This is a genomic window from Pseudoalteromonas sp. S1650 (assembly GCF_005887195.1).
Taxonomy (GTDB): Bacteria; Pseudomonadota; Gammaproteobacteria; order Enterobacterales; family Alteromonadaceae; genus Pseudoalteromonas; species Pseudoalteromonas simplex.
In genome coordinates, this window is sequence record NZ_PNDF01000047.1 from 101,201 (window position 1) to 114,973 (window position 13,773).

General features: G+C 40.8%; 12 protein-coding genes and 1 pseudogene. 8 read left to right on the plus strand and 5 right to left on the minus strand.

Features of this window, described 5'->3' with window-relative positions; all coding sequences use genetic code 11:
- Window positions 1-39 precede the first annotated feature (39 nt).
- The 7 genes and pseudogenes from CWB80_RS14960 to CWB80_RS14990 all read left to right on the plus strand — a co-directional run bounded on the left by CWB80_RS14960 (window position 40) and on the right by CWB80_RS14990 (window position 8,344).
- Entirely contained in the window at window positions 40-690 is a 651-nt protein-coding gene (locus tag CWB80_RS14960) for a glutathione S-transferase family protein (RefSeq protein WP_138598998.1), read from the plus strand.
- 174 nt (window positions 691-864) lie between these two features.
- Complete coding sequence (locus CWB80_RS14965; RefSeq protein ID WP_138598997.1) at window positions 865-2,028, plus strand: GGDEF domain-containing protein; 1,164 nt, start codon at window positions 865-867, stop codon at window positions 2,026-2,028.
- Between the two features lie 927 nt (window positions 2,029-2,955).
- Window positions 2,956-4,563 (plus strand): annotated as a pseudogene (locus tag CWB80_RS14970) (HD-GYP domain-containing protein); the annotation flags it as partial.
- A 90-nt stretch (window positions 4,564-4,653) separates the two neighbouring features.
- Window positions 4,654-5,223, plus strand: a complete 570-nt coding sequence (locus tag CWB80_RS14975) for an elongation factor P hydroxylase (protein ID WP_138598995.1) — start codon at window positions 4,654-4,656, stop codon at window positions 5,221-5,223.
- Window positions 5,213-6,355: an ATP-NAD kinase family protein gene (locus tag CWB80_RS14980; protein ID WP_138598994.1), complete on the plus strand. Its 1,143-nt coding sequence runs from the start codon at window positions 5,213-5,215 to the stop codon at window positions 6,353-6,355. The genes CWB80_RS14975 and CWB80_RS14980 overlap by 11 nt, the downstream gene beginning before the upstream one ends.
- 2 nt (window positions 6,356-6,357) lie before the next feature.
- On the plus strand, window positions 6,358-6,636 hold the full coding sequence (locus tag CWB80_RS14985) for a YfcL family protein (RefSeq protein ID WP_054553188.1): 279 nt from the start codon (window positions 6,358-6,360) through the stop codon (window positions 6,634-6,636).
- Window positions 6,637-6,784: 148 nt separating this feature from the next.
- Window positions 6,785-8,344: an AbgT family transporter gene (locus tag CWB80_RS14990; RefSeq protein ID WP_054553187.1), complete on the plus strand. Its 1,560-nt coding sequence runs from the start codon at window positions 6,785-6,787 to the stop codon at window positions 8,342-8,344.
- A 126-nt stretch (window positions 8,345-8,470) separates the two neighbouring features.
- Here CWB80_RS14990 and CWB80_RS14995 read toward each other — a convergent pair whose 3' ends face one another.
- The 3 genes from CWB80_RS14995 to CWB80_RS15005 all read right to left on the minus strand — a co-directional run bounded on the left by CWB80_RS14995 (window position 8,471) and on the right by CWB80_RS15005 (window position 11,257).
- A complete protein-coding gene (locus tag CWB80_RS14995) occupies window positions 8,471-10,276 on the minus strand; it encodes a DEAD/DEAH box helicase (protein WP_138598993.1) in 1,806 nt (601 codons plus the stop codon).
- A gap of 147 nt (window positions 10,277-10,423) precedes the next feature.
- Window positions 10,424-10,687 (minus strand): GrxA family glutaredoxin, encoded by a 264-nt coding sequence (locus CWB80_RS15000; RefSeq protein ID WP_054553185.1) that lies wholly within the window; start codon window positions 10,685-10,687, stop codon window positions 10,424-10,426.
- Window positions 10,688-10,798: 111 nt separating this feature from the next.
- The gene (locus tag CWB80_RS15005; protein ID WP_235373808.1) at window positions 10,799-11,257 is read right to left on the minus strand and encodes a TlpA family protein disulfide reductase; all 459 of its coding nucleotides are present in this window, start codon (window positions 11,255-11,257) and stop codon (window positions 10,799-10,801) included.
- A gap of 330 nt (window positions 11,258-11,587) precedes the next feature.
- Between CWB80_RS15005 and CWB80_RS15010 the strand changes: the two genes are divergently transcribed.
- Window positions 11,588-12,034, plus strand: a complete 447-nt coding sequence (locus CWB80_RS15010; RefSeq protein ID WP_054562102.1) for an Hsp20 family protein — start codon at window positions 11,588-11,590, stop codon at window positions 12,032-12,034.
- 39 nt (window positions 12,035-12,073) lie between these two features.
- Here the strand turns inward: CWB80_RS15010 and CWB80_RS15015 are convergent, their stop codons facing one another.
- Together CWB80_RS15015 and CWB80_RS15020 are read right to left on the minus strand one after the other, a co-directional pair.
- The gene (locus tag CWB80_RS15015; protein ID WP_138598991.1) at window positions 12,074-12,598 is read right to left on the minus strand and encodes a hypothetical protein; all 525 of its coding nucleotides are present in this window, start codon (window positions 12,596-12,598) and stop codon (window positions 12,074-12,076) included.
- Window positions 12,595-13,761 (minus strand): peptidylprolyl isomerase, encoded by a 1,167-nt coding sequence (locus CWB80_RS15020; protein WP_249362595.1) that lies wholly within the window; start codon window positions 13,759-13,761, stop codon window positions 12,595-12,597. The genes CWB80_RS15015 and CWB80_RS15020 overlap by 4 nt, the downstream gene beginning before the upstream one ends.
- Window positions 13,762-13,773: the final 12 nt, after the last annotated feature.

Consider the following 13,773-nt stretch of genomic DNA (forward strand, 5'->3'; position numbering starts at 1 on the left):
TTTTATAGTGGGTCTAATCTAAACGTTAAAGGAAGCACAATGCAATTATTTATTGGCAATAAAAACTACTCAACTTGGTCATTGCGAGCGTGGTATTTACTGAGTAAATTCAATGTTTCTTTTACAGAACAACAATTAGTTCTAGATACGCCTGAGTTTTATGAAGCATTAAAAAGTAAGTTTCCCGTGCAAAAAGTGCCGGCCCTTATTGATGCTGAGTTAACTGTGTGGGACTCACTCGCTATATGTGAATATATCAATGATGCTTATCTAAATGGTGCTGCTTGGCCTAGTGAAATAGCCCAAAGAGCAAAAGCACGCAGTTTAGCTGCCGAGATGCACTCTGGTTTTGCTGCACTTCGTAATGAAATGCCAATGAATATTCGCGCTAACAGGCATGTTGAATTATCAGAGCAAGCTAAAAAAGATATTGCCCGTATCGATGAGATATTTTCGGCTCAACAGCAAAGGTATCCTAATGCATGGTTATTTGGTGAGTTCTCTATTGTTGATGCGATGTTTGCACCTGTGGTACTGCGCTTTAAAACGTATCAGGTTACGCTTTCGCGTGCTGCACAAGCTTATTGTCAGCATGTATTTGCGTGTCCAGTCATGCAAACCTGGATTCGAGAAGCGTTAAAAGAAACCGATATAGTCAAGTCTGATGAGGCCGGCGAGAATGCTTGGTAAAAAAATAAAGAGTATTTTATTAATACTTTGTAACCAATCCCTGCTTTTTAATGGCTAATTTGAGGTATTTCTATACAAAATGACTAGTTTAATTAATGAGCTATCATTCTATAATAGGGGAATAGCTCTTTATTTGAACATTCCTCTGTTACTCATTTCATTAGGCACGTATTTATGGGCGCATTTGCTGCAAAGTTATTAAACAAAGATCTGACAATAAAGCGCTTTGCTTGCCAGTTTAATTCATTGCAGGTCGAGCAAATATTTTTACAAAGCAAATTTAAACAGGATAAAAAAATTGCCCAATTCTTGTGTTGCACCATCGCGCTTCTCACTATTTTTATAACCTTTTTTGATAAAATGATCATCCAATCATTTTTTTGGCCAAATATTGCTTTGACTGGTCGTAGCATTATTGTCTCAGTTTGTATCTTTAGTGCTGTTGTTCTTGCTTACATTCAAACTCTAAGGCAGTTTAAGCTTGCAATTTCTTTGTTTATGGTTTTTTTATCAATCAGCATGCAATCAATGGCTTATACTTTTGACCGCGCCTATGTTTTACATCTGTTTTTTGACGTCATTATTCTTATTACGTTTTACTTTTCGGCGTTACTGCCTTTCAAATTGTCGGCATTTTTCGGGTGGGCTTACAGCTTAATAGCTTTATCTGTGATCTTTTTTACAAAAGAAATTAATAGCCATACCTCGTATATGGTTATTTTGGCACATGTTGCAGCGAACTTAACGGGTATGATTATGTCAGCCCATCAGCACCTAATGCGCCGCGAACTTTTTGTTCGAAATACGCAACTAGGTCAATTAGCGCAAGAAATGCAGAGCCAAGCATTTAAAGATGCACTGACTCAATTACCGAATAGAAGAGCTTTTGATAATAGTTATGAAGACTATCAACGGATAACTAAGCAACAGCAGCAAAAAATGAAGCAAGTGTGCGTTATTTTGGCTGATATAGATTATTTTAAACAGGTCAATGATAACCATGGTCATGAAGTTGGCGATGGTATACTTGAGCTTTTTTCTACTTTCTTAACTCAGTCATTACGCACTTCCGACGATGTTTATCGTTTTGGTGGTGAAGAGTTTGTTATTGTTTTACCGCTTTGTTCGGTGTCTGATGCTGCAAAAATAATCGAAAATATGATCACCAAGCTTAATACTGAACCATTTGAAGTTGGAGAGCTTTCATTATTAATTAGAGCTAGCTTTGGTTTAACAGTAATGCGAGAGGAGCAGCAAAAATCAGTGATAGCTAGAGCTGATGCTGCACTCTACGAAGCAAAAGGTAGTGGTAGAAATCAGTTAGTAGTAAAAATTTAACGAGTCTAGATTATTTGGTTTATGTGTAAGTTTAGCAAAATGTATTAGATTTATTTATATCTGGATAATTACTTAGAGCTAGCAGGGAGTCGCACATTGTTTTCACAGAATGAAAGAAGATTTAAAATTTCAATACGCGTAAGTGTGTTATTAATATTTGCACTAGCGAGCTTGCTAACTGGAATCGTGGCGATCAGTCTGCACTATTATTTCAGTGAAAAATTAATCCTTCAAACCAAAACCGAACAATTCAAATCAACCAGCCAACAAATAGCTGACCACATCACTCGAATTAATCAGCGGGTAGATAATACATTAAGTGTTATGATCCACGATAACAGACTGTTTTCAGGGAACTTTGATGAAAATAATTCTTTGCGAAATATTCTAATAGAAGTATTAAACAAACACCCAGACTTTCATTCATTATTGTTAGGGTATGCTAATGGTGACTTCATCGAAGTTGTGAATTTACGTGGTCATGCTCAATTACCTAAACCTAACGATCTTAGAGCTGAAGATAGATGGCTTATTTTTAAGGTGTTAGGGCAGGGTGAGTCTCGTCATCAAACTACATATTATTTAGATGAAAACCTATCATTAAATAGGAAATACAAACAAACTCCAGATTACGACCCTCGAAAGCGGTTATGGTTTAACGATGCAAAAGTTGGCACAGTTACCAAAACTCAACAGTATATTTTTAATCTACTAAAGATACCTGGTTATACGTACACAATAAAATCTGAACAAACGGGAGGAGTGCTTGCTATTGATGTTGCAAGTTCTAGCTTGAGTGCATTTTTAATTAAACAACAGCAAAAAATGCAGTTTCTAGTTTCTTCCGAAATGTACGTTTATCGTGGAGATGGTGAAATAATCGCTAAAAGTAAAACACAAGGTCATCATCACTCGTTTGATGACTTATCCAAGATAATCAAAACAAATGAGCAAACCATAGGACTCGCTAATGGACAACATCAATTTGGCAAAATGCTAAGTGTGAATGAGGATGGTGTTGAGAAATATATGTTTGTATTGCAACTGCCACTCAGTAGTGAAATGCAATCTGATGAAATTGATTATTTTGCGGTTCTTGTGGCTAAAAACGATGTATTAGCAATTATTAAAGAAAAGATTCAGATCTCAATATTAGTTACAGGGTTATGTTTGCTCTTGCTTCTGCCCGTCTCTTGGTTTTTTGCCTCTTCAATCGTTAACCCAATACTTAAACTAGTGGGTGAGAATAAAAAAATTCAACAGCGTGACTACAATGAGGTTTCAACGCTTTCGAGCCATATTCTAGAAATTCATTATTTAGCTAGTTCGATGGTTGATATGAGTCGCTCGATTGAGCAACATGAAAACTCACAAAAAGCGTTGATGGAGTCGTTTGTAGAGCTTATAGCGCAAGCCATTGATGATAAATCGCCATATACGGCAGGGCATTGTGAGCGGGTGCCTGAGTTGGGTATTTGGCTTGCTGATGCAGCATCAGGTTCAACAGATGAGGCGTTTTCTGAGTTCAGTTTTAAAACCCCGGATGAGCGACGAGAATTCCGCTTAGCAGCGTGGCTACATGACTGCGGTAAAATCACTACACCAGAGCATATTGTTGATAAAGGCACTAAGCTCGAAACCATTTATAACCGTATTCATGAGGTGCGCACCCGATTTGAAGTGCTACTACGTGATGCAAAAATTACCTACTATGAGCAACTATTAGCCCATCCAGAGCAGCAATCTGTGCTTAAACAAAAGCTTGAGCAACAAACAGAGAAGTTACACGCAGACTTTAGCTTCATTGCCGCCTGTAATGTTGGTGGTGAGTTTATGGATGAAGCGCAGTTGTCTCGTTTACATGAGGTTGCTAGTATCAAGTGGCAGCGTCATTTTGACGCAAGTTTAGGTTTATCGCCCCTTGAAGAAATGCGTATGGCTGATTTGAAAAATCAGCATTTACCTGTTGAAGAGTCACTCCTGAGCGATAAGCCAAGTGATTTAATTCCACACGAAAAAGCCGTTGAGTACCCAGAAAGTTTAGGCATTAACATGGCAATTCCTGAGTATAAATATAACCTTGGTGAAGTGTATAACTTATCTGTGGCACGAGGCACGTTAACAGCGGAAGACCGATTTAAGATCAATGAGCATGTGATCAGCACCATTCGTATGCTAGGTAGTGTGCCATTCCCGAAAGAATTAGCTAAAGTTCCGCGCTATGCTTCTACTCATCACGAAACTTTAAAAGGGACAGGCTATCCGCGAAAATTAACCGCTGAGCAGTTATCAATACCCGAACGTGTGTTAGTACTTGCTGATATCTTCGAAGCATTAACCGCGGCCGATAGGCCTTATAAAAAAGCCAAGCCACTCAGTGTTGCCATTGATATTTTAGCCAAGATGGTAGCCGATCAGCATGTTGATGAAGATGTATTCAAATTATTCTTAACATCAGGTATTTACCTAAAGTATGCAAAACGCTATTTAAACCCAGAGCAAATCGATGATGTTGATATCGCAAAATACCTGTAACTGAGGGCGGTTGCTTTTACTTTGGAGTGAAAAGTCCGTACAATTCGCCTCGTTTTTAGTGACGCTTTTAACGAGATGAATTCAAGCCGTATGCATCAGATTGCTGACTTAATCGCTATTTTTGAAAACACCTTTTATCAAAGCCATAACACGCGTTTGATAAAGGGTGATGATGAACCTATTTACCTGCCTGCTGATGAGCAAACGCCTTATCACCAAATTGTGTTTGCCCACGGCTTTTATGCCAGCGCCTTACACGAAATTGCCCATTGGCTGGTGGCTGGTGAGGCACGTCGGTTAAAAGAAGATTATGGCTATTGGTATTGCCCAGATGGTCGTGATAAGCACCAGCAAGCTGAATTTGAAGCAGTTGAAGTAAAGCCCCAAGCTATTGAATGGGCGCTCAGTACTGCAGCAGGTTTCGATTTTAATGTATCGGTTGATAATTTAAATGGCGAGCAAACCTGCCGATTCGATTTTCAAGCGCGCGTTCACCAGCAAGTGTTGAGCTTTTTAGCATCTGGTTTTAACCAGCGCACGACAGCACTGCTTAAAGCATTGAGTGATTTCTATAAAACCCCATGGCCACTAACGGCTGCACAGTTTACGTGGCAGCGCGATTTTCATGGCAACCCAGGAGCTTTATCTGATGCAGTTTAAATTAGGCTTGATTGTAAATCCGGTTGCCGGCTTAGGTGGCAGTGTCGCACTAAAGGGCAGTGATGGCGCAGATACCGCCGCAAAAGCAATGCAACTTGGTGCTGAGCCAAAAGCAAACTTACGCACCCGCGCGGCACTTGAAGTGCTGCTTGCCCATCAAGATGATTTAACCATTTACACTGTAAACGGTGAAATGGGCGAGCAAACGGCAAAGCAGCTAGGCTTTCAAAGCCACGTTATTTACCAAACAAACGATATCACCACCCCAGATGACACAGAGCAGGCAGCCAAGCTGTTAGTTGAGCAAGGTGTCGACCTAATTTTATTTGCAGGTGGCGATGGTACTGCCCGCAATGTTTGTCATGCGGTTGGCGATAGCACTCCTGTATTAGGTATTCCTGCAGGCTGCAAAATTCATTCTGGGGTTTATGCTATTACCCCAAAAGCAGCTGGGCGTGTTGTTGAGATGCTGGTTAAAGGTGAACTTGTAAGCCTTGGCGATGCTGATGTGATGGATATCGACGAAGAGGCATTTCGCGAGGGCACGGTAAAAGCTAAGCGCTATGGTGAAATGCAAGTGCCTAGTGAAGTACGTTATGTACAGGCAGTTAAAAATGGCGGTAAAGAAACCGATGAATTAGTGCTTGCCGATATAGCTGCCTATGTTGTTAGTGAAATGGATGAAGACTGCTTATATGTGATGGGCAGTGGTTCTACAGTCGCGGCAATTATGGAAGAAATGGGTCTTGAAAATACCTTGCTGGGTGTAGACTTAGTGGCAGATCAAGAGCTTATCGCGCAGGATTTAACTGCTCAGCAATTACTTGAGCTCACACAAGGTAAAGAAACCAAATTGGTGATCACTCTAATTGGTGGCCAAGGCCATATCTTTGGCCGAGGTAATCAGCAATTAAGCCCTGCACTTATTCGTGCTATTGGCCGCGACAACATTATTGTGGTGGCTACTAAAACTAAATTACAGGCCTTGAATGGCCGACCACTGATTGCCGATACGGGTGACAGTGAGTTAGACGATGAATTAAGTGGTTATATTCGCGTAACCACCGGTTTCAATGACCATATTATGTATGCAGTGGGTCATCAAGATGGGCTGCACCCAGAGGAGAAGTAACAATGAGTTTAGTAAGTTATATTGATGCAGCGCAGCAATATTTTGATGATTTAGTCGATAAAGCAACTGACGACGAGCTATTTGCTGGTGGCTATTTACGTGGTCACTTTGACTTAGCTGTAGGCTATGCACAAGTAGAAGAATTAAACTTATCGATTGATGAGTTAAATAATCAAGTTGAATCTAGCCTAGTTAAAGCTTATCGCAACGGTGAGTTAAACGAAGAAGATAAAGAGCTTGTTGTGCGCCTGTGGGATGAAGTGAAAGCACTTGCAGCCTAATCTAATTAAATAAAATTCTGTAAAGCGACCTGTGTCGCTTTTTTTACATAATCACTTTACCTTTATCAGGTAATCCCATTAACTTAAAATTTACCTTATTAGTTAGATACGTTAAGGTTAACGAGATATTTTTCTAGGGAATTTGAAAATGAATAACAATAATGATGTGCAGGCACCAAGTGGTGCAATCGCACGTTTTCTAAATACCATTGAGAGGGTGGGTAACAAGCTACCTGATCCAGCGATTATCTTTTTAGTCGCAATGCTACTTATTTGGTTTTTATCTTGGCTTTTCTCGGGCACTACATTTGATGCAATCGATCCGCGCACTGGCGAAGCCATCGTTGTAAATAACCTATTAGCAGGGGACTCCCTTGCCACCTTCTTATCTTCGATGGTGAAAACCTTCACTGGCTTTGCGCCGCTTGGTGTAGTGCTGGTTGCTATGTTAGGTGTTGGTGTTGCTGAGCATTCTGGCTTTATCAATACCGGCCTTAAATTAATGTTAAAAGTAACGCCTAAGCAGCTTTTAACACCGTCTATTATTTTAGTGGCGATTGTCAGCCATACCGCAACTGATGCCGGTTACGTACTAGTTATCCCTCTTGCTGGAGTTATCTTCTATGCGATGGGGCGTCATCCGCTTGCTGGTATTGCAGCAGCGTTTGCTGGGGTAAGTGGTGGCTTTAGCGCAAACTTTATTCCATCAGGGATTGATCCGTTACTGCAAAGCTTTACCCAAAGTGCCGCGCAAATTATTGACCCAGATATGGCGATTAACCCGCTTAATAACTGGTTTTTCACCTCAGCTTCGAGCCTGTTTATTATCTTATTAGGCTGGTATATCACAGATAAAATCATCGAGCCGCGTTTACAAAATACGCCACTTGATGGTGATACAGAAGACCTACCTGCCTTTGATGAAGCACGCAGTGATGAAAAACGTGCGTTCTATATTGCAAGCACAGTGATGATTGCAGGCCTTGCGCTACTATGGTTTGTCTCAGCGCCAGCCGACTCTGCAATGCGAAGCAGTGATGGCTCATTAACTAATTTCCGTTCACCGTTAATGCAATCAATTGTGCCACTTATCTTCTTACTGTTTTGGATCCCAGGTGCCGTCTACGGTTTTGCCGTGGGTACCTTCAAAAGCTCTAAAGATATGATCGATGCAATGAGCAAAGCGATGAGCGGTATGGCTTACTATATTGTTATGGCGTTCTTCTGTGCGTTATTTATTGCTGCATTTAGTAAATCAAACCTAGGTGCATTACTTGCAATTGAAGGGGCGCAACTATTAAAAGCAATGGCTCTGCCAAGTTCAGTCACTGTGGTCGGTATTATCTTCTTAACGGCGTTCGTGAATCTATTTGTTGGCTCAAGCTCGGCAAAATGGGCGCTATTAGGGCCAATCTTTGTACCCATGCTGATGCAACTGGGTATTTCACCTGATTTAACGCAAGCTGCGTACCGTGTAGGTGACTCAAGCTCGAATATCATCACGCCACTAATGCCATACTTCCCACTGGTTGTTGTGTACTGCCAAAAGTATGTTAAAGGCACCGGTATCGGCACCTTAATCGCGATGATGTTACCGTACTCAATCGCCTTCTTAATCGGTTGGAGTATCTTCTTACTCGCGTACTGGGGCTTAGGCATTCCACTAGGTCTTCAATCAAGCTACGCATACCCAGCCATTGGCTCATAATGACAAAGCCTCAGCCATCCAGCGTGAGGCTTTAAAAACTGAAGTCTGATAGCTTTACTACAGACACAAAAAAACCTTGTCACTCTCATGACAAGGTTTTTTATTGCTTAAAGCTTACAGCTTCAATTAGTTCGCAGTGAAGCTCACTGGACGACGCTCTTTACGAGGGCCACCACGTTTTTCGCCACGATCTTTGAAGTTACGCTTCTTATCACCACGATCACCGCTTGGGCGCTCAGAGCGAGGAGCCGCAGGACCTTGGTCTTGCGTTAGCGTCATGTTCATCGGACGTTTACAGATAAATACCTTTTGGAAGTGATCAAGCACATCTTTTGGCATGTTCTGTGGTAACTGTACCGTACTGTGATTGTCATGTAAGCGAATATCACCAATGAACTTACTTGAGATATCAGCTTCGTTAGCAATCGCACCAACGATATTTTTAACTTGTACACCGTGCTCACGACCTACTTCGATACGGTAAGTATCCATAGGGCCCATGTTACGGCTGTTGCGCTCACGCGGCTCACGAGGTTTACGCTCGCGTCCTTGGCGGTCGCCACGATCACCACGTTCATTGCGACGACGCTCGTTGCGTTCGCCACGCGGTTGAACTTTAACTTCTTCAACCTTGATTGGTGATTGTTGCTGCGCTAAACAAAGTAATGCACCTGCTAAGTCTTCAGCACTTAATTCAAGTTTTTCTGCCATATCAGCAGCAACTTGATTAAAGAAAGTGATGTCTTTGTTTTCAAGCGCAATCGTAAGTTTGTCTTGAAGCGCTTTAATACGCTTTTCTTCAACAACTTTAGCTGTTGGTAAGTCAACTTGTGCGATATCAGATTTCGTATGACGAATGATATTTTTAAGTAAATAACGCTCGTTATGTTTTACGAAAAGAATCGCTTTACCTTGACGACCCGCACGACCAGTACGGCCAATACGGTGAACGTAGGCTTCTGAATCTTGTGGAATATCGTAGTTAATTACTAAGCTTAAACGGTCTACATCAAGACCACGTGCAGCAACGTCTGTTGCAATAACGATATCAACTAAGCCGTTTTTCAGACGATCTACTGTGCGTTCACGTGCTTGTTGGTTCATGTCACCATTAAGTGGTGCCGCAGAGAAACCTTCGCGCTCAAGTAATTCAGCTAACTGTACCGTGTCGTTACGTGTACGTACGAAAACAATTGCACCATCGTATTGTTCTGCTTCTAAGAAGCGAACGATAGCTTTGTTTTTGTGTACGTGAGCATTCCAAAATACTTGCTCAACCGTTGATACAGTTGAGTTACGCGCAGAGATATGAACTTGCTCAGGCTCATTCATGTACTTGCTGCTGATATTTTGAATTTGCTTAGGCATGGTCGCAGAGAAAAGACATGTTTGCTTTTCACGTGGCGTTTTCTCCATGATGCTTTCTACATCATCAATGAAGCCCATGCGTAACATTTCGTCTGCTTCATCAAGAACAAGTGCTTGTAAGCTCTCAAACTTGATTGTGCCACGGTTAATGTGGTCAATTAAGCGACCTGGCGTTGCAACAATGATTTGCGCGCCACGACGAAGTGCACTTAGTTGGATGCTATAGCTTTGGCCACCATAAAGGGCTAAAACTTCAACACCACGAGTATGCTTAGCATATTGTTCGAATGCCTCAGCTACTTGGATCGCAAGTTCACGCGTAGGCGTTAAAACAAGGATCTGTGGCTGCTTCACAGACGGGTCAATATTATTTAGTAACGGCAGTGCAAATGCTGCTGTTTTACCTGTACCCGTTTGCGCTAGTCCCAGTACGTCCTTTCTTTCTAGCAATAACGGTATACATTGAGCTTGGATTTCAGATGGAGTCTTGTAACCCAACTCTTCAACTGCTTTAAGGATTGCAGGAGAAAGATTTAGAGATTCAAACGTGACTGGTTCTGACATTAATACGCCTCAACGAATTTAAAGAGGCGCGCATTGTATAGGAAATACAAGGCAATTGCTTGTATAAATTACAACTAATTTGTATGTGGTTGATGTTGGTCATAATTTAATCAGTTTAAAATTACCAAAATCAACCACGTTTACAATTTATTGATATAACCCTAAATTTTCTTTAGCGTATGCTTCGAATTCAGTAAAGCCACCAATGTGGGCTTGGTCAATAAAAATCTGTGGTACGGTTGGGCAAGGTTTGCCTGCAGACTGTTCTAAATCTGCTTTGCTGATGCCTTCTTTAATGATGTCGATATAACGGTATTTAAAATCGTCACGCTCATTTGCTAGTTTTTCAGCAACGTCTTTTGCACGAACACAGTATGGGCAGCCTTCACGGCCAAAAATTACAGTTAACATATCGCTCTCCTCGATGGTTTATCTGGTTATCATCTTAACGAATTAAATGAATAAAAACAGCGCATAAAATCGATTGCACTATTCTGTTTTTTCTCATTATTAGCGATTGAGCTAATCTAGAGTTCGCATTCTAAGGCCAAGTTCTGTTGAGTAACCCATAGAATGCGCAGTAATGGCCAACTGTTCATTAATAACATAATAAGTTGGGTAGGCACTGATTTTATAATCTTGACCTGTACTTTTACTGCCAAGTAGCACCGGCATTGTTAATTCGAGTGAATCAGTAAATTGTTTTACTTCAGTAATGTTTTGGTAATCAAGGGCAATTGCTATGGCATTTAACTTACCTTGCTGATGAGCCTTTTCTAAATTTGGCATACTGTAACGACAAATTGAGCACCAAGGCGCAAAGAAATACACCACTGTTTGCTTTCCTTGTAATTGTGCAATGGTCATCCGCTCTGTTGGGTCTTTTAGCGTGGCTAAATTAAAATAGGGGGCAGGAGTTTTATCAGTTGAGAGTAAATTACGTTGCTGAAATGCGGTCGCGGCATACACAACGACTGCCATTAACACGACATTTTTTAGCACACTGATAAATTTTTTTAAAAAAGTTGGATTTTTTTTCATTGTTATTTTGTACGTTGTTAGCCCTTTAAAATCAACTTATTCAGACCTGTTTGAGGGGGTTAAAATTTCAATTAACTTAAAAAAATTGCAATTTTTTTTTGCTAAAAATCTTGAAAAGATTTTACCCGCCCATAAATAGTTTAGTGAGGACGCCTGATGGGTCCCAAACAAACTAAAGTAATTGAAATATATAGTATTAATTTAACTTTGTTAGCACTGGTTCAATAGAAGAGTACTAACAAAATATCGCTTAAATATGAGGATATAATTATGCGTACAGTAGACTTATCACCACTTTATCGTTCATTCATCGGTTTCGATCATTTAGCATCATTAATGGATGCGGCAGCTCGCACAGACAAGCAGCCAAGTTTTCCTCCGTACAACATCGAAGCACTCGATAAAGACAAATATCGTATCACTATGGCTGTAGCAGGTTTTAGTGACAGTGAATTGACCATCGAGTCAGAAAACAACACATTGAAAGTCAGCGGTACTAAAGCTGATAAACAAGATAATGCTGAACGTAAGTTCATTCACCAAGGCATTGCAGAGCGTAACTTTGAGCGTAAGTTCCAATTAGGTGACCACGTTAAAGTGCTTGGCGCTGACCTTGAAAATGGCTTACTAAGTATCGATTTAGAGCGTGAAATTCCAGAAGCTTTAAAACCACGTAAAATTGAAATCGGTAATGGTAAATTACTCGAAAACAAGTAATTACCAACAGCATTGTTTCCCCTAGTTAGTTTTGCCGCCTCATTTGAGGCGGCTTTTTTCGTTATGTTTAGCAACTAATTCCGCTTGCATCGTCTTTAAAGCCGCAATTTTATCTTCGGCTTCATTAAGCTTATCTTCTGACAATCCCGCTTGCTTACCACGTTCTAAAAGGGATTCGAGAGTAGCAATTTTACTTTCTGCGGCATCAATAAAGCGAAGTTCTAATTCAGTTTGTTGTGTTTGATGGTATGCCTGATACGCTTTATGGTCATTAAGATCACCTGTAAACCGCTTCGTCTGCTGGGGCTGCTTTGCAATGGGTGGAAAGTAATCGGGGGTTGTGATTGCCGCATTTGTATCGGCCTCATCGATTGTTTCACTGGCAATTAAAGTTGGCTTTACGTGCATACTGGTCATTGCTTGTTGATTACGAACATCTTTTTTCTCAACCTCAACGGACACCAGTGCTTTTTCAGCAGGCACTAAAGCAATATGTTTTGATTGCACATGCATAATAACCGCAGCACTAAAAAGTACACAAAGTGCTAAAGCTAGCCATTTCATAACTTAATCCCATGCGCTTTTTGCCACGCCAACCAACTCTGTTGGTAGTTAATTATGGCTTTTTCAACTGCGATGGCCTTTTTGGCTTGATAGCGTACTGTTTCGTCATTTGCGTCAAAGTAGCCAAACGCATGATCATAGCTCATTACTACCACCCAAAAACCATTCGGTGAGCGTATTACCTCACTTAACTGTTGAGGCTTTTGTGTGAATGCTAATTGTACTGCCCAATTTCGTTTATGCTCTCGGGTTAAGTAGTTATTATATTGAGCGTAAATATCGGGCTGATTTAATTGCTTTAGTGCGTGTTGTATTGAGCTTGTTTCAGCTTGCTTTTTAAATGCTAAAGCCGCTTCTCTATCGGTAAATTCGCCGCCATGGGCCTTAACCGATTTTAGATAATGAAATCTTTCTTTGTGTTGTTGGTAATATTGCTGGATTTCAGCGTCAGTAACCTTGTTCTCTAAGCGAGTTAACACAGGGCTCTCTACATGCATAATACCTTTTACCCCTAACCAGCTTTGAATCGAAGGCCTTAGGATATCGCCCTTGGCTATAGAATAAAGATGGGGAAGCGAAATTTGCTGTGTTTGTATGACCGCATCAGCTTGCTTTAAATGCAAAAGAAATTGTCGATGTTTTAAAACTTCGGTTTTGAACAGTTCGCTATCTCCTTGATGCAAACGAAAGCGAGTCTGCATAGAAAGAGGTGCAATAAATTCGTACAGCGTCATTGGGTTTTCAAACAAATCGAGTTTAATATCATTGAACTGTTTGATTTGGGCATCACTGTACTGACCATCCAGAGGATATAGCCCTAAGTTGGTTTTCAGCCAGTGTTTATCAAATGGTTCAAGCCCAGTTGTAGCTGGTTTACCGGTGAGATTTAACTGATGAATAAACAGATTATCTAAGTAGCGCATTACATGGTAATGAGTTGAAAAGCCTACACTCGCTTGGCGCTCTACAAGCTCAGGCATGTTTTTCTGTGCGTACTTAAGTAAAAATTGATTTTCGTAAAGGCGTTCACGTGTTTGCTGTTTGCTAATATCTGGGCTTTGTTCTTTGTAGACCTGCCACATGAGATCAATTTCAGATTCTGTGTATTGATTAAACGCAGCAACTGCTAGGTTGCTAAAAAGCAAACCTAGCAGTGCTGTCAAAATGTAAAGCCC

Excerpts from the sequence above, each read along its gene's own strand:
- CWB80_RS14960 (WP_138598998.1), top strand. The coding sequence starts at position 40 with ATGCAATTATTTATTGGCAATAAAAACTACTCAACTTGGTCATTGCGA.
- CWB80_RS14965 (WP_138598997.1), top strand. The coding sequence starts at position 865 with ATGGGCGCATTTGCTGCAAAGTTATTAAACAAAGATCTGACAATAAAG.
- CWB80_RS14975 (WP_138598995.1), top strand. The coding sequence starts at position 4,654 with ATGCATCAGATTGCTGACTTAATCGCTATTTTTGAAAACACCTTTTAT.
- CWB80_RS14980 (WP_138598994.1), top strand. The coding sequence starts at position 5,213 with ATGCAGTTTAAATTAGGCTTGATTGTAAATCCGGTTGCCGGCTTAGGT.
- CWB80_RS14985 (WP_054553188.1), top strand. The coding sequence starts at position 6,358 with ATGAGTTTAGTAAGTTATATTGATGCAGCGCAGCAATATTTTGATGAT.
- CWB80_RS14990 (WP_054553187.1), top strand. The coding sequence starts at position 6,785 with ATGAATAACAATAATGATGTGCAGGCACCAAGTGGTGCAATCGCACGT.
- CWB80_RS14995 (WP_138598993.1), bottom strand. The coding sequence starts at position 10,276 with ATGTCAGAACCAGTCACGTTTGAATCTCTAAATCTTTCTCCTGCAATC.
- CWB80_RS15000 (WP_054553185.1), bottom strand. The coding sequence starts at position 10,687 with ATGTTAACTGTAATTTTTGGCCGTGAAGGCTGCCCATACTGTGTTCGT.
- CWB80_RS15005 (WP_235373808.1), bottom strand. The coding sequence starts at position 11,257 with ATGGCAGTCGTTGTGTATGCCGCGACCGCATTTCAGCAACGTAATTTA.
- CWB80_RS15010 (WP_054562102.1), top strand. The coding sequence starts at position 11,588 with ATGCGTACAGTAGACTTATCACCACTTTATCGTTCATTCATCGGTTTC.
- CWB80_RS15015 (WP_138598991.1), bottom strand. The coding sequence starts at position 12,598 with ATGAAATGGCTAGCTTTAGCACTTTGTGTACTTTTTAGTGCTGCGGTT.